Source organism: Halorarum halophilum, assembly GCF_013401515.1.
In the GTDB taxonomy this organism is placed as follows: domain Archaea; phylum Halobacteriota; class Halobacteria; order Halobacteriales; family Haloferacaceae; genus Halorarum; species Halorarum halophilum.
Genome location: NZ_CP058529.1, coordinates 3619018 through 3642279 on the forward strand (window position 1 = coordinate 3619018; position 23262 = coordinate 3642279).

A 23262-nucleotide genomic window follows, 5' to 3' on the forward strand; every position below is an offset into this window, starting at 1 on the left:
GACCCGATCGTCCAGGGCTCACCGAACAAACCCGTCCTCGTCGGCAGGGAACTCGACGTTCGTCCGTATCTGGGGCGAACAGGTCGCGCCGTCCCGCCGTCAGAACGACACCGACCCACCCCGCCGCGGACGGCCGACTCCGTGAGCCGGGCGACGACACCAGCCCCTGTTCGTTACCCGCCGAGTGCCTCCGGTTAGGCAGGTCCGTACCCTCGCGGAACGAACGACAGTTTTCCCTTCCCCCGCCCCGAATGAAGCCCCATGGACGAGACCATCACCGTCCGATCGGTCGCCGACGTCGGTCCGGACACCGTCGCGGTCGTCTTCGACTCGCCCGCCGACTTCGACGGGCAGCCGGGTCAGTTCGTCAGGCTCACGGCCGAGGTCGACGGCGAGGACGAATCGCGCTTCTACACGATCTCCTCGCCGGACACCGAGGGGAGCTTCGAGACCACCGTCGGCCTCGACGGAGGCGAGTTCTCCGAGCGCCTCGCTTCGCTCGAAGCGGGCGACGACGTGGAGATGACCGGCCCGTTCGGCGAGGAGTACTACGAAGGTGAGGCGCGCGCCGTCGTCCTCGCCGGCGGCCCCGGCATCGGCCCCGCGGTGGCGATCGCGGAGGCGGCGCTCGACGCGGGCAACGAGGCGGCGATCGTCTACCGCGACGACGAACCGGCCCACGAGGAACGACTCGACGCGCTCCGGGAACGCGGCGCGAGCGTCGTCGTCACGGAGGGGGGTATCGAGGACGCGGTCGCCGACGCGATCACCGGCGACGAGGGTGAACGCTCGTTCGTCTATGGCTTCGACGACTTCATCCAGGACGCCTCGGAGGCGCTGGTGGCCGCGGGGGGCGACGTCGAGGGCGCGAAGATCGAGAGTTTCGGCTAGGATCGGTGGAGGCTGGTGTTAGTATGGGCGTCTCGGGTTTCGGTGGGTTGTTCGAGACGACCTCGAAAGCCCCCGGTTTCTCGACTCGGTGCGGCCGCTGTCGTTCGAGAGAGCTTCGCTCTCTCGTGATGCTGTCGGATTCTGTCGAATCCGACCGCTAACGGGAAATATTTGATTTCCCGCAATGACGAAAGGCGCTTTGCGCCTTTCGAACCACGCTCCTCGGCCGCTCGCTCCGCTCACGGCCTGCGGTGCTCGTCGGTCCGCGCCTTCGTCGAGAAGCCGGCCCCTTTCAGTCCCACCCGTGGGACGGTCAGCCGTCATCGCGGTGGTCCCCGGGCCTCCCCGGCGGGCGTGGCTCGCTCCCGTCAGTCGCTCGCGGTGCGCCCGCCGCATCCCTCCGACCGTCGGCAGGCCAACCAGCAGAGCGGGAATGGCAGGGGCCGCGGGGGCTCCCACAGTCGTCACTAGGAGACGCTTCACGCAACAGCCAGCTTCCCGCCCGACTCCGCTTCGAAAAGCTGCCGAACCGACGAACCCTACACCAGCGACGCGCCGTCGAAATCCGTCCTGCTGTACTCCATCCCCATCAGGTCGAGGACGGTCGGCGCGATGTCGAGCAGGTCGGCGTCCGTGATGGTCGCCTCGGGGTCGTCCACGAACAGCGTCGCGTTCTCGAAGCTGTGCATGCCGTTTCGGGGGCCCTGCGAGAACACGCCGTCGTCGTGCGGCTTGAACTTCGACTTCAGGTCGAAGCCGTGGTTCGGGATGACGACGAGGTCCGGCGCGATGTCGTCGTGCTCGCCGCGGAACGCCTCCTCCTTCTCGACGACGCGGGCGGCGACCTTCTTCCCGTCCGGCCCCTCGAGCGCCTCGAGGTCGGCCTTCAGTTCGTCACGGACCGCCTCGTACTCCGACTCGGGCACGGACCCGCGGGGCTCGCGCCCCTCGAGGTTGATGTAGAACCGGCCGGGGATGAGCGAGTACGCCCGCGCGTCCTCGGCGATGTCGTCGAGGCTGTCGTGGTCGTCGTCCTCGAACTCGAGCCAGCCCTCGTCCTGGAGCCATCGGTTCAGTTCGACCTCGTAGTTCTGGACGGTGAAGCCGTGGTCGGAGGCGACGACGAGCGTCACGTCGTCCGCGAGCGCCGCGCGGATGCGACCGATGTAGTCGTCGATCTTCCTGTAGAACTCCATGAACGCGTCGTAGTTCTTCCCCTCCTCGGCGTAGTCCTTGAACAGGAAGTGGTTCACCCGGTCGGTCGTCATGAACACGCCGAAGAACAGGTCCCAGTCGTCCTCCTCGATGTAGTGGGAGAACGCCTCGAACCGCGCGTCGACGGTCTCGTGGGCGTTCTCGATGAACTCGGACTTGTCCTCCTTGTGTCCGAGCTTGGGGTTCGTGTCGATGCGGTAGTTGGTCCCTTCGAGGTACTCGCGGAGTTCGTCGGGGTAGGCCGCCTTGTCGACGCCCGGCGAGAGGAACCCCGAGACCATCCGCTGGACGTTGCGCTGGGGCGGGAACGTCACGGGGACGTTCATCACCGTGGCGTCGAGTCCCTCCTCGGCGACCCGGTCCCAGACGCGGGTCGCCTGCACGTCCCTGCCCATCGGCACGTACGTGTCGTACGAGCCCACCTCGCGGTCCTGGAAGCCGTACACTCCCGTCTCACCCGGGTTCACGCCCGTCGTCAGCGCGGGCCAGCAGGCGGAGGACTCGGGCGGCACGATCGAGTCGATGGCGCCGCCGGCGCCCTCCCTCGCCAGCGCTGCGAAGTTGGGGAACTCCTCCGGGTGGTCATCGAGCAGCGAGTACGGCACGCCGTCGATGCCGATAAACGCGACGCGCGGGTTGTCGGCCCCGCGCAGCCGGTCGAACAGTCCCATACACCTCGCGTCTCCCCGGACGAATAAAGTCCTTCAGGTTCGATGCGGTTTTAGGCGGCTTCTATGACCATTGCAAACCCGGTCAGCGACTCGGTACCGGCGTCCCGTTCCCGCCGGCAACGTCGTTACCGAACGTGATCGGGAGCAGTTGAGCGTTACATCGTCCGATTCTGCCGTTTCGGCTCCCGATCACCCGGTACTCCACAGCCAGGCTCCGGGAGGACCCGAATCGTTTACACGACCGCGTCCGAGCTTTCGGCCATGTCTGCCGCGTCCGAGGCGGAGGGGGAACCCGAGCCGGATCCACTCGACGCGTTCCGGCAGTTCCTCGCGCTCCCGGGCGACGTGCTCGTCCTCTCGCTCGCGATGTTCGCGTTCAGCCTGGGCTTCCAGATGACGGGGCGCTACCTGCCGGAGTACCTCTCCGTGCTCGGCGCGGGCAGCGTCGTCATCGGCCTGTACGGCAGCGTCGGCAACCTCATCTCGGCCGTCTTCCCGTACCCCGGCGGCGCCCTCTCGGATCGCATCGGCTCCCGCTCGGCGCTCACGCTGTTCGGCGTCGCGTCTACGCTCGGCTTCGTCGTCTGGTGGGCGGCGGACCCGCTGTCGACCGTCCGGTTCGGCCCGACGAACCTCGCGGTCGTCGTGATCTTCCTCGGGCTGTTCCTCTCGCAGGCGTGGAAGTCGTTCGGACTCGGCGCGACGTTCGCCGTGGTGAAGCAGTCGGTGCCGAACGACAAACTGGCGTCGGGGTTCGCCGCGACCGAGACGTTCCGCCGGACCGCGTTCCTGCTCGGCCCGCTGCTCGCCGCCGGTGCGCTCTCGCTGTTCGAGTTCACCGAGGGGTTCCGCGTCCTCCTCCTCGTCGCCGCCGGCGCGGGCGCGCTCGCCACCGTCGCGCAGTACGTCCTCTACGACGCCGCGAACGACTCGTTCGGCAAGTCGTTCGAGGGGCTCGGGACGGTGGTGAGCGACCTCCGGTCGCTCCCCTCGCCCCTCCGCCCGCTGCTCGTCGCGGACACGCTGGTCCGGTTCGCCAACGGGATGGTGTACGTGTTCTTCGTCATCGTCGTCGTCGACTTCCTCTCGGTCGGCGCGACGTTCCCAGTCGTCGGTCGACTGTCCCCGGCGGCGTTCTTCGGCGTCCTGCTCGGGATCGAGATGGCCGCCGCGCTGCTCACGATGGTCCCGGTCGCCCGACTGGCCGAGCGTGTCGGCCTCAAGCCCGTCGTCGCCATCGGCTTCGCGGTGTACGCGGTGTTCCCGGTCCTGCTCATCTCCGCACCGGCCGAGCCCCTCGTCGTCAGCGTTCCGGGTCTGGCAGGCGTCGGGGTCCTCGAACTCTCGCCCGCGGTCGTCCTCGCCCTCCTTTTCGCCTTCTCCGGGCTCCGGTTCGCCGGGCTCCCCGCGCACAAGGCGCTCATCGTCGGCCCGGCCGAGCGGGACGCGGGCGGGCGCGTGACGGGGACGTACTACCTCGTGCGGAACGCGGTCACGATCCCGAGCGCAGCGGCCGGCGGCCTCATCTACGGCGTCTCCCCGCCGGCCGCGTTCGCGACGGCGACCGTCGTGGGGATCGTGGGGACGGGGTACTTCCTCGTCCGCGGCGAGGAGTTCGCCGCCTACGCGTGAGCGTCACGTGAGAACGTCGATCGACGAAAACCGGAGGCCGGGCGAAGTGCGATGGGGCTTTGGGCTCCCACCGCCAAACGCCGGCCGTGACGCGAGACACGTCGGAAGCCGGGACGGGGGACAACCCGGGCGCGAGCGCCGAGCGCGCTCCCGACGGCACACCCGACCGGCCCCCGCGGACCGCGTTCCTCGAGGCGCTCTCGGTGCGGCGGAACGCGCTCGCGGGCGGCGTGGTGGGGTTGACGCTCGCGGTGGTCGTCTACCTCGTTCGGGTGTTCGAACTCCTCGGACCGAACCTCGGCACCCGCGAGTACCCGGTGCTCGGTCCGGAGGGCTACTTCCTGCTGCTCGGGTTCGTGCTCGCGAGCGCGACGGCGCTCCTCGTCGCGACGGCGCTCACGGTCGTCTCGGCCGTTCGGCTGGCACGCCGCGAGGTGTAGTCCGCCGCCGACTCAGTCCTCGAACTCGCGCGGATCGCCCAGGCGCAGGGAGAGCCGTTCGGCGCCCGCGCGGGTCCCCTTCGCGAGCACCACGTCGCCGACCCGGAGTTCCGTCTCCGGACCGGGCGAGATGACCCACTCCCCGTCGTCCCTCTCGTCCGCCGGTCGCCTGACCGCGATGACCCGCATACCGGTCTCCTGTTTCACCCGGCGCTCCCCGAGCGTCTCCCCCGCGAGGTCCGCGCCGGGGGCGACCTCAAGGCGGACGATGACCTCGTCGGAGGCCTCGACCGCCTCCGCGATGACCGGGTGGGCGTCGATGCCGCGGAGGACGCCCTCGCTGATCTCAAGGGCCGCGTCGCTGATGACCTCCGTCGCGGACGCGAGGTGGACGAGTCCGCGGAGCGAAACCGGGTCGTCAACGCGCGCGGCCGCGCGCAAGGTCCACGCCTCGAACCGCGATTTCAGCGCGTCCACCTCCATCTCGAGTTCGTCGACCTCGCTCGCGACCGCCTCGCTGTTGAACAGCACCGACCCGTACGCGAGGTCGACCGCCAGCTCGCTCATGTTCTTCATCAGCACTACCGAGTCGACGGCGCGTTCGAGGTCGTCGACGCTCGGCACCGACGGGTCCGGGCGTTCGTACGCGGTGCCGGTCGCGGTCCGGTACACGGCGCGGAGGCCGTCCTCGTCGCCGCGCAGGAACAGCGTGTCGTCGGCCCGGAGCGTCGTCCCCGCGTCGGGGTTGAGCAGCCAGTCGCTCCCGCGACGGAGGGCGATGATGCGGACGCCGGTCTCAGTCTCGACGTTCGATTCGGCGAGCGTCCGCCCGACGTAGGTCGAGTCGGCGGACAGCTCCGCCCGGACCAGCGTTTCGACGGCCTCGGGCAGCGCGGCGCGGATGGCGTCGGGGAGGCCGACCTCCTCGAGCACGACCTTCGCGATGTCGCCCGCGGCGTCGCTGATTTTCTCCGCGGCGCCGATGACGCCGAGCACCGGCGCGAGCTGTTCTGCGTCCTCGGGCGAGCGTGCGGCCATCATCACGCTCATCCGGGCCTGGAGCTGGAGTTCGTCCATCCGCGATTCGAGCTCCAGCACCTCCCCTGCGAGGTCGGCGCTCCCGTGGAGGACCGCCGAGTACGAGAGGTCGATGAGCAGCTCCGCGGTGTCTTTCATCTCCGCCAGCACGGCCTTCACGGAGGTCGGCTCGTACTCGACGCGCTCCTCGCGGGTCATCGTTCGCCCATCGATTCGGCGGGTGGGTGGAAAAGGGTTGCTTGCGTCCTCCGGCGACGGGTGGCGCTCGCGGAGTCGCCCCCCGTCTGTGGCCGCGAACCGGCAGGATGGAACGCGGGCCGAGCGTTAACAAGTCCAGCCGCTGAAACTGAGCCCATGCCGAAAGTCGCCATCGTTGGAGGGGGTCCCGCCGGGTTGAGCGCCGCGCTGTTCACCGCGAAGAACGACCTCGACACCGTCGTCTTTGACACCGACGAGACGTGGATGCACAAGGCCCACCTCTACAACTACCTCGCCATCGACGACATCGGGGGGACCGAGTTCATCGAGAGGGCGCGCGACCAGGTCGAACGCTTCGAGGCCGAGCTCCGCGTCGGCGAGGAGGTGACGGACGTCGAGCGGGACGGCTCCGGGTTCACCGTGCGGACCGACGACGGCGAATACGACGCCGAGTACGTCGTCTTCGCGACGGGCACGGACACCGAACTCCCCGAGGAGCTCGGCTGCGAGCTCACGGAGGGCGGACTCGTCGACGTCGACCTGAACATGCGGACGAGCGTCGAGGACGCCTTCGCGGTCGGATCGATGATCCGCGACCAGAAGTGGGAGGCCGTCGTCTCCGCCGGCGACGGCGGCGCGGCCGCCCTCCAGATCATGAGCGACGAGGCAGGCGAACCGGTCCACGACTTCGACACGCCGGACGAGGACTGACGACGCGTGTAGACGATGACGGCGCCGCCGTCTGGTCCACCGCCGATTTTCGACTACTCCCGGAACAGCCGATACGACGTCCGGCCGACCGCGACGTCCTTCTCCTCGCCCTCGGGGTCGACGCTGGAGACGACGGTGTCGGTGTAGCCCATCGAGCCGCCGGCCCGCAGCACCTCGGCCTCGACGCGGAGGTCGTCGGTGGCGGGGCGGAGGTAGGTGACGTTCAGGTCTGTCGTCGCCAACGAGCCGTCCGTCGGGTCGTCGAACGTCGAGCGGAGCGCGAAGCCGGACGCGGTGTCGACGAGCGTCGCCGCGATGCCGCCGTGGATGGAGCCGACGGGCGAGCCGGGGTTCACGAGCTTCTCGTCGTACGGCACGGACATGACGATCCGGCCACGGTCGAGGTCCTCGACGCGGAGGTTCAGCCACGAGAGGAAGCCGTGGCTCTCGATGAACGACTGCAGCAGGTCGACGTGGTCGGCGTCCAGCTCGGGAAACGGGTCGTCGTCGCTCATGTGGGAACGCGGGCCGCGCCGCTACTTCACCGTTCGGAAGTGCGCCGGGTCCGGCCCGTCAGTCCTCGCGCGCCGCGTCGCCCGTCCCGTTCCCGCTCGCTTCGCCGTCGGCGGCGGCCCCCCCGAGGTCGCTCGCGCTCACCGGCCCGCCGTCGCCCTCCCCGAAGCCGGCCGAGAGGATGCGGGTGAGCGCCTCCTCGACGCGCTCGTTGGTGTAGGTGACGTTCTCGGACTCGACCTCGAGGACGAAGCCAGTGGTGATGTTCGGCGCGGTCGGCATGAACAGGACCTCGCGACCGTCTTCCGTCCGCTTGCCCGTCTTGAAGGCGGTCATGCGCATCCCCTCCCAGGGCTCGATGCGGACGGGCGCCTGGAGCTCGTCGGTCCCCGTCAGGGCAGTCTCGACCGCGAGCTTCGAGGCGTTGTACAGCACCCGGAGGACGGGGACGCGGTTGATGGCGCCGTCGACGAACCCCTCCGCGAAGCGCCCGGCGGTCGTCCGCATCATGTACCCCGCCGCGAACACGACGAGGACGAACACGACGAGGACGATGAACACCTGCAGGAGGTTCACGACGAACACGACGAGCCAGTCGGCCATGCCCGGCGGCGGTGAATCCCAGTGGACTGTCGGCACGAACGGCAGCTCAAGGAGCTGCGTGTAGAGCCAGTTCGCGACGAACAGGATGACCAGCAACGGAACGACGACAACGAGCCCGCTGGCGAAGTCCCGCTTCCACGTAGACATAGTTGTACTTGCTTGCCCCTGCGGGGCGGGGGCTTATCAGCGCTTCTACACGGAGCGCAGAGCGCGTATCGAAGCGTCAGCTCGCCGCGCTCCGATAACCCGTCCCGACTCGTGGGTCGTTCCGGAACTCCGTGTTCCGGCTCGTTCGGTGCTCAGACGCCGGCGACCGCCCGCATCGCGAACAGGAGGTTCTCCTTGCGCTCGCGCACGCGCCGGTAGAAGTACGAGAGCCACTTGTCGCCGTAGGGGGCGTACTGCCACACCTCGACGCCCTCAGCCGCCAGCTCGCGCTGGGCCTCCTCGCGGACGCCCATGAGCATCTGGACCTCGTAGTCGCCCCCGTGCTCCGCGTGGAGCTCCTTCGCGTAGGAGATCATCGTCGGGTCGTGGCTCCCCACGGCGATGCCGCCATCCCGCCGGCTGAACAGGAGCTCCAGCCCCTCCCGGAACGCCTCGTTGACGTTCGCCTTGTCCGTGTAGGCGATCGACTCGTCCTCGTCGTAGGCCCCCTTCACCAGCCGGAGCTTTCCTGGCACGTCGTCGAGGCGGTCGAGGTCCTCGCGCGTGCGCCGGAGGTTCGCCTGGAGGCACTGACCCACGCCGCCGCCGTGCTCTCGTGCCAGGTCCTCGAAGGCGTCGAGCGTCGCGTCGGTGGTGGTGGCGTCCTCCATGTCGCACCAGACGAACACGCCGTGCTCCCGCCCGGCCTCGACGACCCGGCGGAAGTTCTCGCGGAACACGCCCTCGCCCACGTCGAGGCCGAGCTGGGACGGCTTCACCGAGACGCAGACGTCGAGGTCGCTGGCGCCGATGTCGGCGATCAGGGACTCGTAGGTGGCCGTGTCCTCGTCGGCCGGGACGCGCTCGCGGTAGTGCTCGCCGAGGAGGTTGAGGATGACGTTGACGCCGTCCTCGTTGGCCCGCCGCGCGTGGTCGAACGCCGTCGCCGGCGACTCGCCCGCGACGAACCGGCTCGCGATCGGGGGTATCATCTGGTCGCACGCTTGCCCCCCTCCGGTCTTGAGTGTTGGCGGTTCCGATCGGTGGGGCCCCGAGGTGGCGAGTCTCCTGTCGACGCCTTCGTCTCGGTGCAAGCGTGGGTATCGCTAGTAGCGACCGCGAGAGCCCCCCGGCGCTCGGCTCCCGCGCTACGGAAGACGATCCTGCTCGCTCGCTCCGCTTGGTTCACAGACATCGGGGTTCTCGTCGTTGGGGGGGTTTCGAGGTGGTCACGGTCCCCGTCGACTCGAACGTCCGAGTACCCCTCACGAAAAACCGAAGAGACAAAACCCAACTGCGGTGACGGAACGCGTATGCTCGAACTCGTCGTGGGCGCGCTCTGGGCGATGCTCCCCGCCTACGTCCCCAACAACGCCGCGGTGCTTGCCGGCGGGGGCCGGCCCATCGACGGCAGGCGGACGTGGGAAGGCCGACGACTCCTGGGCGACGGGAAGACGTGGCGCGGCACCGCCATCGGCGTCCTCGCCGGCGTCGCCCTCGCGCTCCTCCTCGACGCCGTCGCGGAGCCGATCGGCGCCTCGCTCGGCATCGGCCTCCCTGGGTTCCCGATCGCGGCCGGGCTGGGGCTCGCGCTCGGCGCGATGCTCGGCGACATCGCCGCGTCGTTCCTCAAGCGCCGGACCGGCCGGGACCGCGGCGCCTCGTTCCCGGTGCTCGACCAGCTCGACTTCGTCGCCGGCGCGCTCGCGCTCGCCGTGCTGTTCGCCCCGGTGTGGTTCGCGGACACCTTCTCGCTGGCCCGGATCGCCGTCGTCGTCGTCGTCACGCCGCTGCTCCACGTCGGCACGAACGTCGTCGCGTACGCGGCCGGTCTGAAGGCCGAGCCGTGGTGAGCCTCCGGGCGAGCCGACCGTGAGTTCTCAGGGCTGATACGCGGGCCGACGGGCTTTACCCTCCGCCGGGCGCCCGTCCCGACAGACATGGTGGAGTGGGACTTGAACGAGGACGACGAGGACGGATCGCCCAGCACGATCCGCGGTCGCGCCCGGGCGAACCTCCCGATCCTCGCGCTGGGGTTCATGCTCGCCTCCGCGGTCAGCGTGGCGGCGCTCGGCGGCGCGGTCGCGACCGGGTTCGGCGAGACGCCGTACGACGGGCCGACCGGGTTCGCGTTCTCGGTCGACCGCGGCGGCGACACTGCGGCCATCGTCATCACGCACGAGGACGGTCCCGTTCCGAACGCGGACCGCGTGTCAGTCGTCGACGACGCCGGAACGGAGGTCCCGTGGACCGAACTCGAGACCGACCCCGGCGTCGCCGAGGTCACCGGCAGTTCCGCGGTCGCGTGCCCGAGCCAAGGGACGACGATCACCGTCGTCTACGAGGGCCAGCGGGCCACGGAGACGGTCGACAGCTACGAGGTGACCGCCCCCATCCCGGCGAGCGTCGTGGAACGGTGTCAGGCGGCCGGCTGACCCGTACCGCCCCCGCTCCGGGATCCCGGCACGACCCGGGACCGGCACCTTTTCGCCCCGAGCGGTCCGCGGTTCGCCCATGACAGACGCCGACAACGCGGCCTTGCTCGCCGCGCTGCGCGACGCCGACGCGGTGCTGTTCGGGGAGTTCGAGCTCTCACACGGGGGCACCAGCGACTACTACGTCGACAAGTACCGGTTCGAGACCGACCCGCGCTGCCTGCGGCTCGTCGCCGAGGCGTTCGCCGAGCGCGTCGACGGGACGAAACTCGCGGGCGTCGCGCTCGGCGGCGTCCCCCTCGCGGCGGCCACGGCCGTCGAGACGGGCCTCCCGTACGTCATCGCCCGGAAGGCCGCCAAGGAGTACGGCACCGGCAACCGGGTCGAGGGGGAACTCGCCGAGGGCGAGGAGGTCGTCGTCGTCGAGGACATCGCCACGACCGGCCAGTCCGCCCTGGACGCCGTCGAGGCGCTCCGGGAGGCGGGCGCCGTCGTGAACCGGGTCCTCGTCGTCGTGGACAGGAAGGAGGGCGCGACCGAACTGCTCGCGGACCACGACGTCGAACTGGATGCGCTGCTCACGGCCTCCGAGCTGCTCGCCGACGCCGAGGAGTGACCGCCTCGTCACTGCCGGGGAGTGGCCGTCTCGCCGCTGCCTGACGGGAGCCGAGGCCCTACACGTTTCTGCGCATCGGCCACACGCTCGAATCCGAAGTGTTCATACTTGCACGAACGAGCATACCGTCATGAACAGAGCCGAGAAGGCCGCCCTCCAGCTACAGGCGGTCGCCGTCCTGCGGACGCTGAAGGAGACGCGGACGTACGAGGAACTCGCCGCGGTCACGGGCCTTCCGGCGGGGGACCTGAACCGCTACGTCAACGGCCACGTCCTCCCGGGCGCCGAGCGGGCCCGCGAGGTCGTCGGCGGCATCGGGCGCGAGACGCTCGCCGAGGAACTCGAGGCGCGGGTCGCCTTCGACGACGAGGGGTACGTGGACAACTCGGGCGTCGTCTTCGACCAGCCGTTCCTCGACCTCGTCGCCCCCGTCGCCGCGGAGTCGCTGGCGTTCGACGCCCCGGACGTCGTGCTCACGGCCGCCACGGACGGCATCACGCTCGGCGCCGCGATGGCATCCCACTTCGACGCCCGCGTCGCGTACGCGAAGAAGTCGAAGGAGACCGCGGTCCAGGAGTTCATCGAGTCGCGCCAGCGGCTCGCCTCGGGCATCGAACTCACGTACTACCTCCCCGCGGGCGCGATCGACGCCGGCGATCGCGTGCTCGTCGTCGACGACCTCATCCGTTCGGGCGAGACGCAGGAGCTCCTGCTGGACATCGCCGCGCAGGCGGACGCGAACGTGACCGGCGTCTTCGCGCTCATCGCCGTCGGCGACGAGGGGACCGAGCGGGCGGCCGCGATGACCGACGCGCCGGTCGGCGCGCTGACCCGGTTCGAATAGCCTGGTTCTGGGCACGAACGTGAGGGTAATGGGGGATTCATCCCGCTCTATCCCGTAATTTTGCTCACACCTGTGCAAGGATGGTCGGTGCGGACCTAAACGCTTAAGAATGGTGTTCACAAGCGTGCAATATGGCGTTGTCAGATTCGCTGTCGTCGTACTTCGACTTCGCTGAGAACGGCACGGACCTCCGGACGGAGGTCGTGGCGGGGATCACGACGTTCCTGACGATGAGTTACATCGTCGTGGTGAACCCGAGCATCCTCGTCGGCATCCGGGAGGGCGCCGAAGGCGGGCCGAAGCCCGGCATCATCGTCCAGGGCGCGTCCTACGCGGAGACCGTCCAGATGGTCGCCGTCGTCACCCTCATCGCCGCCGCCGTTGCGACGTTCGTGATGGCCCTGTACGCGAAGCGCCCCTTCGGCCAGGCGCCGGGGCTGGGACTGAACGCCTTCTTCGCGTTCACCGTGGTCGGCGCGCTCGGCGTTCCGTGGCAGACGGCCCTCGCGGCTGTCGTCGTCGAGGGGCTCCTCTTCATCGTCCTCACCGTGGTCGGCGCCCGCGAGTACATCATCCGGGTGTTCCCGGAACCGGTGAAGCTCGCGGTCGGGACCGGTATCGGCCTCTTCCTCGCGCTCATCGGCCTGGAGGAGATGCACATCGTCGTCTCCGACCCCGCGACGTACGTCACCCTCGGAAACGTCGCCTCCGAACCGATCGCCATCCTCTCGGTCGTCGGGCTGTTCCTCACCTTCGGGCTGTACGCCCGCGGGGTGAAGGGCTCCATCGTCATCGGCATCATCGCGACCACGTTGTTCGGCTACGCCGTCACCGCGTTCGGGCCGGTCGCGGCCGACGCCGGACTGGTCGGGAACCTCTCCGCGAGCGCGACCTACGACATCACGCCGCTGGCCGGCGCGTTCGTCGGCGGGCTGACGAACGTCGACGCGTTCGCCTTCTCGCTCATCGTGTTCACGTTCTTCTTCGTCGACTTCTTCGACACGGCGGGGACGCTCACCGGCGTCTCGCAGGTCGCGGGCTTCCTCGACGAGGACGGGAACCTCCCGGACATCGAGCGGCCGCTGATGGCCGACGCGATCGGGACCACCGTCGGCGGCATGCTCGGCACCTCGACGGTGACGACGTACATCGAGTCCGCCTCCGGCGTGGAGGAGGGCGGTCGGACCGGCATGACCGCCCTCGTCGTCGCGGCGCTGTTCCTCGCCTCGCTCCTCATCGTCCCGCTCGCCTCCGCGGTGCCGCTGTACGCGAGCCACATCGCGCTCGTCGTCATCGGCGTCGTCATGCTGCGCAACGTCGTCGAGGTCGCTTGGGAGGACCTCACCCACGCCATCCCGGCGGGGATGACGGTGCTCGTCATGCCGTTCACGTTCTCCATCGCCTACGGCATCGCCGCGGGCATCATCTCCTACCCCATCGTGAAGCTCGCGGCGGGCCGCGTGGACGAGACGCGTCCCGGCCACTGGGTGCTCGCGGGCGCGTTCGTCCTCTACTTCGTCGTCCGCACGGGCGGCGTCCTCACGTCGGCCGTCTAACCGGGAAGCACAAGAGTTTCATCCGACGCCGGCCCTTCCGGTATCGATGGACCTCCGCTCGGTCTCGCGCCGTAATCTCGTGCGAGTCGTCGTGCTCTGTTGCGTTCTCGGACTGTTCCTCCCCGCGCTCGGCCAGGCGGTCGTCCCTGAGGAGTCCGGGACACCGGGCACCGTCGGCCTCGAACCGGGGACCGTCGAGTCGGAGGCGAACGGCTCGACGGTCGTCGGCATCCAGGGCTTCCACTTCGAGGGCCAGGGGTCGACGAAGAAGCCCGCGCGGCTCGTCTCGGTCGCCCCGAACGGCTCGACAGAGTGGGTGTACGACGGCACGAGCCGCGGAGCCGTGTGGTTCTACGACGTCGACCCGCTGCCGAACGGGAACCTCCTCGTCGTCTCCACGAACCCCCGCGGCACGACCGTCTTCGAACTCGACCCGGAGACGCGCGAGCGCGCCTGGACGGAGACGTTCGACATCCACGACACCCACGACGTAGAGAAGCTCCCGAACGGCGACCTGCTCGTGGCGAACATGCGCCAGTGGAACGAGTCGACCGGCCGGTCGGACGACCGCGTGTTCGTGTACAACCGCTCGACCGAGGAGATCGACTGGGAGTGGACGTTCCGTAACCACTACCCCGAGTCGACCGACGGCGGCTACAGCGAGGACTGGACCCACGTCAACGACGTGGAGCGCATCGCCGAGGGCCAGTACCTCGTCTCGCCGCGCAACTTCGACCAGGCCATCGTCATCAACCGGTCGACGAAGGAGATCGACTACCAGCTCGGCTCCGACGGCGACCACTCCGTGATGAACGAACAGCACAACCCCGACTGGCTGCTGAGCGAGGAGGGGAACCCCGTCATCCTCGTCGCCGACTCGGAGAACGACCGCGTGGTCGAGTACGAGAAGCGGGGCGACGAGTGGGAACGCGTCTGGGAGGTCGGGACGGATCAGCTCTCGTGGCCGCGCGACGCCGACAGGCTCCCCAACGGTAACACGCTCATCACGGACTCGCTGAACCACCGCGTCATCGAGGTGACGCCCGAGGGGCGGATCGTCTGGGAGTACTACGCCACGTGGGGCCCGTACGACGCCGAACGGGTCGCCCACGGCGGCGGGTCGAACGGCCCGACGATGTCCGACCAGGGTGTCTCCGGCGAGTACCGCATCCACGGGAGCGCGGGGCTGATCGCCGGAACAGGCGACTCGATGACGTTCTCGGCGGCGGTCCGGAACACCTTCGCAGGCACGCCGCTCTCGGGCGTCGCGTCCGAGTTCGCCACCACGTGGGCACACGTCACGCCGTGGATCCGCCCGGTGTGGATGGGTCCGTGGGCGTTCGTCTCCGCGGTACTCGGCGCGCTCGTGGTGCTCGGGTGGCTGGTCGCCGAACTCGTGCTGGCGCGCGGCCGCGTGCTCGAGGCGTTCGAGCGCGTCCGCGGTTCCTGGGGCTGACGTCCGGTCCCCTCCCCCGTCGATTCGCGTCCGCCCGCCGGACGGCACCGGGGGAGTTCCGCAAACACCTTATACGCAGGTCGTACAATCCCCAAACGACGAATACCTATGCCGAGACCCGAAGTTCTCGAACGCGTGAAAGAGGCCGAAGCCGACGCCAAGGACATCGTGGCGGAGGCGGAGGCCGATCGGGAGGAACGGCTCGCGGACGCCCGGGAACGGGCGGACGCGATCGTCTCCGAGGCCGAGCGCGAGGCCGAGGAGATGGAGGCTGAACGCCTCGCGACGGCTCGCGAGGAGATCGAACGGGAGCGCGAGGAGGTCCTCGAGGAGGGCCGCCGCCGGCGGGCCGAGCTCGTCGCGGAGGCCGAGGACAACACCGAGGGGGCCGTCGCGTTCGCGGTCGAGCGGTTCGAGGAGGCGGTACATGCTCAGACCTGAGCGGATGAGCAAGGTCTCGGTGACCGGCTCCAAACGCGTCATGGAGTCCGTCATCGAGGCCGTACACGAGCTGAACCTGCTGCACGTCACCGACTACAACGACTCGTGGCAGGGCTTCAGACCCGGGAACCCGGTCGAGGGCGCGGAAGCGGCGGCCGACAAGCTGGTGACCGTCCGCTCGCTCGAGTCGATCCTCGGCGTGGACGAGGACGAGGCCGGTCCGGCCCGCGTCCTCGACGACGAGGCGCTCGAGTCGGAACTCGCGGACGTCCGCGAGCGCGTGAACGAACTCGACGATCGACGCGACCGCATCCAGGGCGAACTCCGCGACGTGGAGGAGCGCGTCGAGGCGGTCGAGCCGTTCGCCGACCTCGACATCGACCTGGACCTCCTGCAGGGGTACGACACGCTGCAGGTCGCCGTCGGCGAGGGCGACCGGGACGCCGTCGAGCGCACGCTGCTCGAGGCGGACGCCATCGACGAGTTCGAGGTGTACGAGGGCGACGGTACCATCGCCGTGTTCGCCCGGACCACGCCGTCCGCGGACGAGGGCGCGCTGGCCGACGCGCTGGTGAGCGCGGAGTTCGCGACCGTCGAGGTGCCCGAGGTGACGGGCGAGCGCGTCAGTCCCGCGGCGCACCTTGAGGAACTCGAGTCGCGCCGCCGCGAACTCGAGTCGGACCTCGAGGAGGTCGAGGGCGAACTCGAGACGGTGAAGCGGGACACGGCCGGCTTCCTGCTCGCCGCCGAGGAACAGCTCACCATCGAGGTCCAGAAGACCGAGGCGCCCCTCTCGTTCGCGACGACCGACAACTCGTTCGTCGCTGAGGGGTGGATCCCGACCGAGCGGTACACCGAGTTCGCGAGCGCGATCCAGGACGCGGTCGGCAGCCACGCCGAGGTCGAGGAGCTCGAACGCGCCGCGTTCGGCGCCGACGGCGAGGTCCAACTGCGCGAGGACGTCCCGACGGAAGCGGGCGAGCCGCAACACGCGGAGGAGCAGGAGGACGAGGCCGAGGAGGAGCCGCAGCGAGCGGTCGCCGACGGCTCCGGCGGCGCGGTCGTGATGCGGAACGACCAGCCCCCGGTGGTGCAGGACAACCCCAGCATCGTCCGGCCGTTCGAGGTGCTCGTGCAGGCGGTCGGTCGGCCCCAGTACAGGGAGTTCGACCCGACGGTCATCCTGTTCCTCACGTTCCCGGCGTTCTTCGGGTTCATGATCGGGGACCTCGGCTACGGGGCGCTCTACACCCTCATCGGGTACTACCTCTACAGCAACTTCGACTCGAAGGCGTTCAAGAGCATGGGCGGGGTCACGATCGCCTCCGGCCTGTTCACAATGCTGTTCGGGATCCTCTACGGCGAGGTCTTCGGGCTCCACCTGATCGCGGAGTACGTCTGGGGCGGCAGCGCGCCCATCCACAAGGGCCTCCAGCCGGCGAACATCTACTGGGCCCAGACGTGGCTCGTCGTGAGCGTCATGCTCGCGCTGATCCACCTCAACATCGGGTACGTCTTCGGCTTCATCGAGGAGCTAGAGTTCCACGGCTTCTGGGCGGCCCTGACCGAGAAGGGGTCGTGGCTGCTCAGCATGAACGGCCTCTGGCTGTTCGTGTTCAGCCGGCTGTTCACGAGCCGGAAGCCCGACTTCATCTTCCAGGTGTTCAACGAGGGGAGCGGCGCCGCGTTCGAACTCGGCTTCACGGGCTTCCCGGCCGTCGTCGGCTGGGTCGGCCTCGCGATGTTCCTGGGCGGCGCCGTGCTGCTCGGTCTCGGCGCCCCCGCGGAGCTGCTGGAGATCTTCGACGTGCTCGTCAACGTGCTCTCGTACACCCGGATCGCCGCGGTGCTGCTCGCCAAGGCGGGGATGGCGTTCGTCGTCAACCTCCTGTTCTTCGGCGTGTTCGTCACCGGCACGGGCGACCACGCTGAGTGGCACTTCGCCACGAGCCACATGTACCACCCTGGGGAGATGTACCACGGTCACGAGGTGACGAGCGTCATGTTCCCCGGGCTCATGCACGGGGGCGTCGCGTCGCTCGTCGGCGGGCTGCTCATCCTGGTCATCGGCCACCTGCTGGTGCTGGCGCTGGGCGTCACGTCCGCCGGCCTGCAGGCCGTCCGTCTCCAGTACTACGAGTTCTTCACGAAGTTCTTCGACGGCGGCGGCACCGCGTACGAACCGTTCGGTCACGAGCGGAGCCACACCGCCGAAGAATAACTTCGATCGGGGACACGTTTTCCGTCGCAGGTGCGGGCAGCAACTGCTCCTAGACCCCCGTATTCGGCCGCCTCGGTCGACGTGATTGGGAAGCTTTATGGCCTCCGTAGGTGCAAATTCCGACTGTCCGGAGACAGGCACACCGCCAAAACAAACCAATGATTGACACTATTCCCGAGTTGGCAAACGTCGTACTGCAGGACAGTGGAGCAGCAGCCATCCCGCCGACCGCAGCAGCCGCCCTCGCAGTCGGGCTCGCTGCCTTCGGTGCGGGATACGCCGAGCGCGGCATCGGTTCCGCCGCGGTGGGTGCCGTCGCGGAGGACGAGAACCTGTTCGTCACGGGCCTGATCTTCACGGTCCTGCCGGAGACTCTCGTCATCCTCGCGCTGGTCACCTTCTTCCTGGTGTAACTCCCGACCACCTCCTTTACCATGAGTTTGGATACTGTCGTCGAGGACATTCGAGAAGAAGCCCGCGCGCGTGCGGAGGAAATCCGCGGAGAGGGCGAGGACCGCGCCGACGAGATCGTCGCCGAGGCTGAGGCCGAGGCCGAGCGCATCCGCGAGGAGCGCGAGGCAAGCGTCGAGCGGCAGATCGCCCAGGAGCGCGAACAGGCGCTCTCCAGCGCGAAGCTCGAGGCCAAGCAGGAGCGCCTCGAGGCCCGCCGCGACGCGCTCCAGTCCGTTCGCGACGAGGTCGAGGCCGCGATCGCCTCCCTCGAGGGCGAACGGCGCGAGGAGCTGACCCGCGAGCTGCTGGACCAGGCGGCCGGGGAGTTCGACGGGGACGAGACCGTCTCCGTCTACGGCCGGGCCGAGGACGAGGAACTGCTCACCCGGATCCTCTCGGAGTACGAGGGCTGGTCCTACGCCGGCGACCGGGACTGTCTCGGCGGCGTCGTCGTCGAGAGCGAGGAGTCCCGCGTCCGGGTCAACAACACGTTCGACTCGGTGCTCGAGGGCGTCTGGGAGGACAACCTCAAGGAACTGAGCGACCGACTGTTCGACGATGAGTAGCAGCGCCGGGACGTCCAATCCGGAGTACGTGAACGCCCGCGTCCGTTCCCGACGCGGCGCGCTGTACGACAACGACGACTACCGCAAGCTGGTCCGGATGAGCCCCGCGGAGATCGCCCGCTTCATGGAGGACTCCGCCTACGAGGAGCAGATCAACGAGCTGGGCTCCCGGTACTCCGGCGTCGACCTCATCGAGTACGCGCTGAACCGCAACCTCGCGGAGCAGTTCGAGGACATCCTCGACTGGTGCGAGGGTCGGCTGTACGATCAGGTGGCCCGCTACCTCCGCAAGTTCGACGCGTGGAACGTGAAGACGGTGCTCCGCGGGCTGTACGCCGACGCGGAGCGCGAGTCGGTCGAGGCCGACCTCATCCGCGCCGGCGAGTTCGACGAAGCCCGGATCGGGCGACTGCTCGACGTCGGCACCATCGAGGAGGCCGTCGAAGTGCTGTCGGACACCCCGTTCGGTCCCGGGCTCGAGGACGCGTACAGCGACTACGAGTCCAGCGACGTGCTGGTCCCGCTCGAGAACGCGGTCGACCGCGCGTACTACGAACTGCTCTCGACGAGCGACCTCTCCGGCGAGGCGCTCGCCGAGTACCGCGAGTTCCTGGAGTCGGAGATCGACTTCCGGAACGCCATCAACGCGCTTCGGCTCGCCCGGTCGGGCGCCGACGTCGACCCCTCGGAGTACTACATCGAGGGCGGCGTCCTGTTCTCGGCCGAGGAGCTACGAGTGCTCGCGAGCAACCCCGACGAACTCGTCCAGCGCGTCCGCGACAGCCGCTACGGGGAGGACCTGTCGGCGGCGTTGACGGAGCTCGAGGAGGCCGAGAGCCTCATCGGTTTCGAGCACGCACTGGAGGCCGCGTTGCTGGAGTACGCGGACTCGCTCGGCCACGTCTACCCGCTGTCGGTGACGCCCGTGGTGTCGTACATCCTCGCGAAGGAGCGGGAGGTCGACAACATCCGCGCCATCGCCCGCGGGAAGGAGGCCGGGCTCTCCGAGGACGAGATTGAGGACGAACTGGTGATCCTATGAGTCAGGAGATCGCGGTCATCGGCAGCCCCGAGTTCACGACGGGCTTCCGGCTCGCCGGCGTCCGCAAGTGCGAGAACGTCGCGGACGACGAGAAGGACGAGCGGCTCGACGACGCCGTTGAGCGCACGCTCGAGGACGACGACGTCGGCATCGTCGTGATGCGCGACGAGGACCTCGATCACCTCTCGCGGACCGTCCGCCGGTCCGCCGAGGGGAGCGTCGAGCCCGTGCTCGTCACGCTCGGCGGCGGCGCCGGGAGCGGCCTGCGCGAACAGATCAAGCGCGCCATCGGAATCGACTTGATGGCGGAGGACGACGAGGAAGACAACTAGACAATGAGTCAAGCAACCGAACGAGAAGTCACGGAGACAACGGGACGGATCAGGAGCGTGAGTGGTCCGGTCGTGACCGCCGTCGACCTCGACGCCCGGATGAACGACGTCGTCTACGTCGGCGAGGAGGGGCTGATGGGCGAGGTCATCGAGATCGAGGGCGACGTCACGACCGTCCAGGTGTACGAGGAGACCTCGGGGATCGCCCCAGGCGAGCCGGTCGAGAACACCGGCGAGCCGCTGTCGGTCGACCTCGGCCCTGGCATGCTGGACGCCATCTACGACGGCGTGCAGCGCCCGCTCGACGTGCTCGAAGAGAAGATGGGCAGCGCGTTCCTCGACCGCGGGGTCGACGCGCCCGGCATCGACCTCGAGAAGGAGTGGGAGTTCACTCCGGAGGTCGAGGCGGGCGACGTCGTCGAACCCGGCGACATCGTCGGCGTCGTGCCCGAGACGGTCACCATCGACCACAAGGTCATGGTGCCGCCGGACTACGAGGGTGGCGTCGTCGAGCGCACCGAGTCCGGATCGCTCACGGTCGAGGATCCGGTCGTCACCCTGGAGAACGGCGAGGAGATCACGATGCGCCAGGAGTGGCCGGTGCGCGAGAAGCGCCCGTCCGTCGAGAAGCGCACCCCGCGCACCCCGCTGGTGTCGGGCCAGCGCATCCTCGACGGCCTGTTCCCCATCGCGAAGGGCGGGACGGCCGCGATTCCGGGGCCGTTCGGCTCCGGCAAGACGGTCACCCAGCACAGCCTCGCCAAGTTCGCCGACGCGGACATCATCGTCTACGTCGGCTGTGGCGAGCGCGGCAACGAGATGACCGAGGTCATCGAGGACTTCCCCGAGCTGGAGGACCCGGCGAACGGGAACCCGCTGATGGCCCGGACGAGCCTCATCGCGAACACGTCGAACATGCCCGTCGCGGCGCGCGAGTCGTGCGTGTACACGGGCATCACCATCGCGGAGTACTACCGCGACATGGGCTACGACGTGGCGCTCATGGCCGACTCCACCTCGCGGTGGGCCGAGGCGATGCGCGAGATCTCCTCCAGGCTGGAGGAGATGCCCGGCGAGGAGGGGTACCCCGCGTACCTCTCCGCTCGGCTCGCGGAGTTCTACGAGCGCGCCGGCTACTTCGAGAACATCAACGGCACGGAGGGGTCGGTGTCGGTCATCGGGGCCGTCTCGCCGCCCGGCGGCGACTTCTCCGAGCCGGTCACCCAGAACACGCTGCGCATCGTGAAGACGTTCTGGGCGCTCGACGCCGACCTGGCCGAGCGCCGGCACTTCCCGGCGATCAACTGGAACGAGTCCTACTCGCTGTACCAGGACCAGCTCGACCCGTGGTTCCAGGAGGAGGTCGCGGAGGACTGGCCGGACAAGCGCCAGTGGGCCGTCGACACCCTCGACGAGGAGGGCGAGCTGCAGGAGATCGTCCAGCTCGTCGGCAAGGACGCCCTACCGGAGGACCAGCAGCTCACCCTCGAGGTGGCGCGCTACCTCCGCGAGGGCTACCTCCAGCAGAACGCGTTCGTCGACGAGGACATGTACTGTCCCCCCGAGAAGACGTACGCCATCCTCACCACCATCCAGACGTTCAACGACGAGGCGTTCGACGCCCTCGACGCCGGCGTCCCGGTCGAGGACATCCAGAGCATCGACGCGGCACCCCGGCTGAACCGTATCGCCACCCAGGGGAACTGGGAGGAGTACGTCGAGGAGCTGAAAGCCGAGATCACGGAGGAGCTTCGCTCGCTCTACTAGACCAATGAAAGAGTACCAGACAATCACGGAGATCAGCGGCCCCCTGGTGTACGCCGAGGTCGACGAACCCGTTGGCTACGACGAGATCGTCGAGATCGAGACCCCCGGCGGCGACACCAAGCGCGGCCAGGTCCTCGAGAGCGAGGAGGGCATCGTCGCCATCCAGGTGTTCGAGGGGACCACCGGTATCGACCGCAACGCGTCCGTCCGCTTCCTGGGCGAGACGCTGAAGATGCCCGTCACCGAGGACCTCCTCGGTCGGGTTCTCGACGGTTCCGGCCAGCCGATCGACGGCGGCCCGGACATCGTCCCGGACGAGCGGCGCGACATCGTCGGCGCAGCCATCAACCCCGTCTCCCGGGAGTACCCCGAGGAGTTCATCCAGACCGGCGTGTCGTCGATCGACGGCATGAACACGCTGGTGCGCGGCCAGAAGCTCCCCATCTTCTCGGCGTCGGGGCTCCCGCACAACGACCTGGCGCTGCAGATCGCGCGACAGGCGACCGTGCCGGAGGAGGCCGCCGAGGAGGGTGAGGAGGCGTCCGAGTTCGCCGTCATCTTCGGCGCGATGGGCATCACCCAGGAGGAGGCCAACGAGTTCATGGACGACTTCGAGCGCACGGGCGCGCTGGAGCGCTCCGTCGTCTTCATGAACCTCGCGGACGACCCCGCAGTCGAGCGGACGGTCACCCCGCGGATGGCCCTGACGACCGCCGAGTACCTCGCGTTCGACAAGGGGTACCACGTGCTCGTCATCCTGACGGACATGACCAACTACTGCGAGGCGCTCCGCGAGATCGGCGCGGCCCGCGAGGAGGTCCCGGGCCGGCGTGGCTACCCCGGGTACATGTACACCGACCTGGCGCAGCTGTACGAGCGCGCGGGCCGCATCGAGGGCCGCGAGGGCTCGGTGACGCAGATCCCCATCCTGACGATGCCGGGCGACGATGACACCCACCCGATCCCCGACCTGACGGGGTACATCACGGAGGGACAGATCTACGTCGACCGCGACCTGCACAGCCAGGGCATCCAGCCCCCGGTGCAGGTGCTGCCGAGCCTGTCGCGCCTGATGGACGACGGGATCGGCGAGGGCCTCACCCGTGAGGACCACGGCGACGTCTCCGACCAGATGTACGCGGCGTACGCGGAGGGCGAGGACCTGCGCGACCTCGTGAACATCGTCGGTCGCGAGGCGCTCTCCGAGCGCGACAACAAGTACCTCGACTTCGCGGACCGCTTCGAGGAGGAGTTCGTCGAGCAGGGGTACGACACGAACCGCAGCATCGACGAGACCCTCGAGATCGGCTGGGACCTCCTCTCGACGCTGCCGGAGGAGGAACTCAACCGCATCGACGAGGACCTCATCAAGGAGCACTACCGCCGGGACGTCCCGGGCGACGAGGAGTCGGCCGAGGAAGTCTCAGCGGACTAGTCGGGTTTTTCGCTTCGGTTCTTTTCGGGTCGGCTCGAT

General features: G+C 68.8%; 23 protein-coding genes. 18 read left to right on the forward strand and 5 right to left on the reverse strand.

The window, feature by feature from the left end; translation table 11 throughout:
* Positions 1-261: 261 nt before the first annotated feature.
* Positions 262-891, forward strand: a complete 630-nt coding sequence (locus HUG10_RS18050) for an FAD-dependent oxidoreductase (RefSeq protein ID WP_179170891.1) — start codon at positions 262-264, stop codon at positions 889-891.
* Between the two features lie 539 nt (positions 892-1430).
* Here HUG10_RS18050 and HUG10_RS18055 read toward each other — a convergent pair.
* Positions 1431-2777 carry an alkaline phosphatase family protein gene (locus tag HUG10_RS18055; protein ID WP_179170892.1) on the reverse strand — a complete coding sequence of 449 codons (1347 nt, stop codon included), beginning with the start codon at positions 2775-2777 and terminating at the stop codon, positions 1431-1433.
* A gap of 261 nt (positions 2778-3038) precedes the next feature.
* Between HUG10_RS18055 and HUG10_RS18060 the strand changes: the two genes are divergently transcribed.
* Both HUG10_RS18060 and HUG10_RS18065 read left to right on the forward strand, forming a co-directional pair.
* Complete coding sequence (locus HUG10_RS18060) at positions 3039-4409, forward strand: MFS transporter (protein WP_179170893.1); 1371 nt, start codon at positions 3039-3041, stop codon at positions 4407-4409.
* Between the two features lie 86 nt (positions 4410-4495).
* A complete protein-coding gene (locus HUG10_RS18065) occupies positions 4496-4849 on the forward strand; it encodes a DUF7536 family protein (RefSeq protein WP_449272353.1) in 354 nt (117 codons plus the stop codon).
* A gap of 12 nt (positions 4850-4861) precedes the next feature.
* Here HUG10_RS18065 and HUG10_RS18070 read toward each other — a convergent pair whose 3' ends face one another.
* Positions 4862-6085 (reverse strand): potassium channel family protein, encoded by a 1224-nt coding sequence (locus HUG10_RS18070; protein WP_179170894.1) that lies wholly within the window; start codon positions 6083-6085, stop codon positions 4862-4864.
* A gap of 156 nt (positions 6086-6241) precedes the next feature.
* On the opposite strand from HUG10_RS18070, the gene HUG10_RS18075 reads away from it, so the two are divergent.
* Positions 6242-6796, forward strand: coding sequence for an NAD(P)/FAD-dependent oxidoreductase (locus HUG10_RS18075; RefSeq protein WP_179170895.1), 555 nt, complete (start codon positions 6242-6244; stop codon positions 6794-6796).
* 53 nt (positions 6797-6849) lie between these two features.
* Here HUG10_RS18075 and HUG10_RS18080 read toward each other — a convergent pair whose 3' ends face one another.
* The 3 genes from HUG10_RS18080 to HUG10_RS18090 all read right to left on the reverse strand — a co-directional run bounded on the left by HUG10_RS18080 (position 6850) and on the right by HUG10_RS18090 (position 9051).
* Complete coding sequence (locus tag HUG10_RS18080) at positions 6850-7311, reverse strand: PaaI family thioesterase (RefSeq protein ID WP_179170896.1); 462 nt, start codon at positions 7309-7311, stop codon at positions 6850-6852.
* A 58-nt stretch (positions 7312-7369) separates the two neighbouring features.
* Complete coding sequence (locus HUG10_RS18085; RefSeq protein WP_179170897.1) at positions 7370-8059, reverse strand: DUF502 domain-containing protein; 690 nt, start codon at positions 8057-8059, stop codon at positions 7370-7372.
* Positions 8060-8211: 152 nt separating this feature from the next.
* Complete coding sequence (locus HUG10_RS18090; RefSeq protein ID WP_179170898.1) at positions 8212-9051, reverse strand: proline dehydrogenase family protein; 840 nt, start codon at positions 9049-9051, stop codon at positions 8212-8214.
* A gap of 321 nt (positions 9052-9372) precedes the next feature.
* On the opposite strand from HUG10_RS18090, the gene HUG10_RS18095 reads away from it, so the two are divergent.
* From HUG10_RS18095 to HUG10_RS18160, 14 genes are all read left to right on the forward strand, one after another.
* The gene (locus HUG10_RS18095; RefSeq protein WP_179170899.1) at positions 9373-9912 is read left to right on the forward strand and encodes a CDP-2,3-bis-(O-geranylgeranyl)-sn-glycerol synthase; all 540 of its coding nucleotides are present in this window, start codon (positions 9373-9375) and stop codon (positions 9910-9912) included.
* Positions 9913-9999: 87 nt separating this feature from the next.
* Positions 10000-10494, forward strand: coding sequence for a hypothetical protein (locus HUG10_RS18100; RefSeq protein ID WP_179170900.1), 495 nt, complete (start codon positions 10000-10002; stop codon positions 10492-10494).
* Positions 10495-10573: 79 nt separating this feature from the next.
* Entirely contained in the window at positions 10574-11110 is a 537-nt protein-coding gene (gene pyrE, locus HUG10_RS18105; RefSeq protein WP_179170901.1) for an orotate phosphoribosyltransferase, read from the forward strand.
* Between the two features lie 130 nt (positions 11111-11240).
* The gene (locus tag HUG10_RS18110) at positions 11241-11954 is read left to right on the forward strand and encodes a phosphoribosyltransferase family protein (protein ID WP_179170902.1); all 714 of its coding nucleotides are present in this window, start codon (positions 11241-11243) and stop codon (positions 11952-11954) included.
* 131 nt (positions 11955-12085) lie between these two features.
* The gene (locus tag HUG10_RS18115) at positions 12086-13510 is read left to right on the forward strand and encodes an NCS2 family permease (protein WP_179170903.1); all 1425 of its coding nucleotides are present in this window, start codon (positions 12086-12088) and stop codon (positions 13508-13510) included.
* A gap of 46 nt (positions 13511-13556) precedes the next feature.
* A complete protein-coding gene (locus HUG10_RS18120) occupies positions 13557-14966 on the forward strand; it encodes an arylsulfotransferase family protein (RefSeq protein WP_179170904.1) in 1410 nt (469 codons plus the stop codon).
* A gap of 108 nt (positions 14967-15074) precedes the next feature.
* Positions 15075-15407 (forward strand): ATP synthase archaeal subunit H, encoded by a 333-nt coding sequence (ahaH, locus tag HUG10_RS18125; protein ID WP_179170905.1) that lies wholly within the window; start codon positions 15075-15077, stop codon positions 15405-15407.
* Positions 15394-17628, forward strand: a complete 2235-nt coding sequence (locus HUG10_RS18130) for a V-type ATP synthase subunit I (protein WP_179170906.1) — start codon at positions 15394-15396, stop codon at positions 17626-17628. The genes ahaH and HUG10_RS18130 overlap by 14 nt, the downstream gene beginning before the upstream one ends.
* 158 nt (positions 17629-17786) lie before the next feature.
* Positions 17787-18041 carry a hypothetical protein gene (locus tag HUG10_RS18135; RefSeq protein WP_179170907.1) on the forward strand — a complete coding sequence of 85 codons (255 nt, stop codon included), beginning with the start codon at positions 17787-17789 and terminating at the stop codon, positions 18039-18041.
* Positions 18042-18062: 21 nt separating this feature from the next.
* Positions 18063-18647, forward strand: coding sequence for a V-type ATP synthase subunit E (locus tag HUG10_RS18140; RefSeq protein WP_179170908.1), 585 nt, complete (start codon positions 18063-18065; stop codon positions 18645-18647).
* The gene (locus tag HUG10_RS18145) at positions 18640-19689 is read left to right on the forward strand and encodes a V-type ATP synthase subunit C (protein ID WP_179170909.1); all 1050 of its coding nucleotides are present in this window, start codon (positions 18640-18642) and stop codon (positions 19687-19689) included. The genes HUG10_RS18140 and HUG10_RS18145 overlap by 8 nt, the downstream gene beginning before the upstream one ends.
* Complete coding sequence (locus HUG10_RS18150; protein ID WP_179170910.1) at positions 19686-20021, forward strand: V-type ATP synthase subunit F; 336 nt, start codon at positions 19686-19688, stop codon at positions 20019-20021. Before HUG10_RS18145 ends, HUG10_RS18150 begins: the two co-directional genes overlap by 4 nt.
* 3 nt (positions 20022-20024) lie before the next feature.
* Positions 20025-21788: an ATP synthase subunit A gene (locus HUG10_RS18155; RefSeq protein ID WP_179170911.1), complete on the forward strand. Its 1764-nt coding sequence runs from the start codon at positions 20025-20027 to the stop codon at positions 21786-21788.
* Between the two features lie 4 nt (positions 21789-21792).
* Positions 21793-23223: an ATP synthase subunit B gene (locus HUG10_RS18160; protein WP_179170912.1), complete on the forward strand. Its 1431-nt coding sequence runs from the start codon at positions 21793-21795 to the stop codon at positions 23221-23223.
* Positions 23224-23262 lie beyond the last annotated feature (39 nt).

Excerpts from the sequence above, each read along its gene's own strand:
- HUG10_RS18060 (WP_179170893.1), top strand. The coding sequence starts at position 3,039 with ATGTCTGCCGCGTCCGAGGCGGAGGGGGAACCCGAGCCGGATCCACTC.
- HUG10_RS18135 (WP_179170907.1), top strand. The coding sequence starts at position 17,787 with ATGATTGACACTATTCCCGAGTTGGCAAACGTCGTACTGCAGGACAGT.
- HUG10_RS18085 (WP_179170897.1), bottom strand. The coding sequence starts at position 8,059 with ATGTCTACGTGGAAGCGGGACTTCGCCAGCGGGCTCGTTGTCGTCGTT.
- HUG10_RS18080 (WP_179170896.1), bottom strand. The coding sequence starts at position 7,311 with ATGAGCGACGACGACCCGTTTCCCGAGCTGGACGCCGACCACGTCGAC.
- HUG10_RS18110 (WP_179170902.1), top strand. The coding sequence starts at position 11,241 with ATGAACAGAGCCGAGAAGGCCGCCCTCCAGCTACAGGCGGTCGCCGTC.
- HUG10_RS18055 (WP_179170892.1), bottom strand. The coding sequence starts at position 2,777 with ATGGGACTGTTCGACCGGCTGCGCGGGGCCGACAACCCGCGCGTCGCG.
- HUG10_RS18115 (WP_179170903.1), top strand. The coding sequence starts at position 12,086 with ATGGCGTTGTCAGATTCGCTGTCGTCGTACTTCGACTTCGCTGAGAAC.
- HUG10_RS18050 (WP_179170891.1), top strand. The coding sequence starts at position 262 with ATGGACGAGACCATCACCGTCCGATCGGTCGCCGACGTCGGTCCGGAC.
- HUG10_RS18075 (WP_179170895.1), top strand. The coding sequence starts at position 6,242 with ATGCCGAAAGTCGCCATCGTTGGAGGGGGTCCCGCCGGGTTGAGCGCC.
- HUG10_RS18130 (WP_179170906.1), top strand. The coding sequence starts at position 15,394 with ATGCTCAGACCTGAGCGGATGAGCAAGGTCTCGGTGACCGGCTCCAAA.
- ahaH (WP_179170905.1), top strand. The coding sequence starts at position 15,075 with ATGCCGAGACCCGAAGTTCTCGAACGCGTGAAAGAGGCCGAAGCCGAC.
- HUG10_RS18145 (WP_179170909.1), top strand. The coding sequence starts at position 18,640 with ATGAGTAGCAGCGCCGGGACGTCCAATCCGGAGTACGTGAACGCCCGC.
- HUG10_RS18140 (WP_179170908.1), top strand. The coding sequence starts at position 18,063 with ATGAGTTTGGATACTGTCGTCGAGGACATTCGAGAAGAAGCCCGCGCG.
- HUG10_RS18120 (WP_179170904.1), top strand. The coding sequence starts at position 13,557 with ATGGACCTCCGCTCGGTCTCGCGCCGTAATCTCGTGCGAGTCGTCGTG.
- HUG10_RS18150 (WP_179170910.1), top strand. The coding sequence starts at position 19,686 with ATGAGTCAGGAGATCGCGGTCATCGGCAGCCCCGAGTTCACGACGGGC.
- HUG10_RS18070 (WP_179170894.1), bottom strand. The coding sequence starts at position 6,085 with ATGACCCGCGAGGAGCGCGTCGAGTACGAGCCGACCTCCGTGAAGGCC.
- pyrE (WP_179170901.1), top strand. The coding sequence starts at position 10,574 with ATGACAGACGCCGACAACGCGGCCTTGCTCGCCGCGCTGCGCGACGCC.
- HUG10_RS18090 (WP_179170898.1), bottom strand. The coding sequence starts at position 9,051 with ATGATACCCCCGATCGCGAGCCGGTTCGTCGCGGGCGAGTCGCCGGCG.
- HUG10_RS18095 (WP_179170899.1), top strand. The coding sequence starts at position 9,373 with ATGCTCGAACTCGTCGTGGGCGCGCTCTGGGCGATGCTCCCCGCCTAC.
- HUG10_RS18100 (WP_179170900.1), top strand. The coding sequence starts at position 10,000 with ATGGTGGAGTGGGACTTGAACGAGGACGACGAGGACGGATCGCCCAGC.
- HUG10_RS18155 (WP_179170911.1), top strand. The coding sequence starts at position 20,025 with ATGAGTCAAGCAACCGAACGAGAAGTCACGGAGACAACGGGACGGATC.
- HUG10_RS18160 (WP_179170912.1), top strand. The coding sequence starts at position 21,793 with ATGAAAGAGTACCAGACAATCACGGAGATCAGCGGCCCCCTGGTGTAC.